The following is a 214-nucleotide window of genomic DNA, read 5'->3' on the forward strand; positions in this document are numbered from 1 at the left end:
ATGATGGCAGAGAGGTCACACCCGTTCCCATACCGAACACGGAAGTTAAGCTCTCTAGCGCCGATGGTAGTTGGGACATTGTCCCTGTGAGAGTAGGACGTTGCCAGGCTTTTATATCGTCGCGGGGTGGAGCAGTCCGGTAGCTCGTCGGGCTCATAACCCGAAGGTCGCAGGTTCAAATCCTGTCCCCGCAACCAATGGTCCCGTGGTGTAG

The 214-nt window shown here is 56.5% G+C and carries 1 tRNA gene and 1 rRNA gene; both read left to right on the forward strand.

What is annotated here, in order from left to right:
• Positions 1-109 (forward strand): 5S ribosomal RNA (gene rrf / locus JDS96_RS31670); the annotation flags it as partial.
• 11 nt (positions 110-120) lie between these two features.
• Positions 121-197, forward strand: a tRNA-Met gene (locus JDS96_RS31675).
• Positions 198-214 lie beyond the last annotated feature (17 nt).

Source organism: Bacillus cereus group sp. N21 (genome assembly GCF_016483395.1).
GTDB lineage: Bacteria > Bacillota > Bacilli > Bacillales > Bacillaceae_G > Bacillus_A > Bacillus_A pseudomycoides.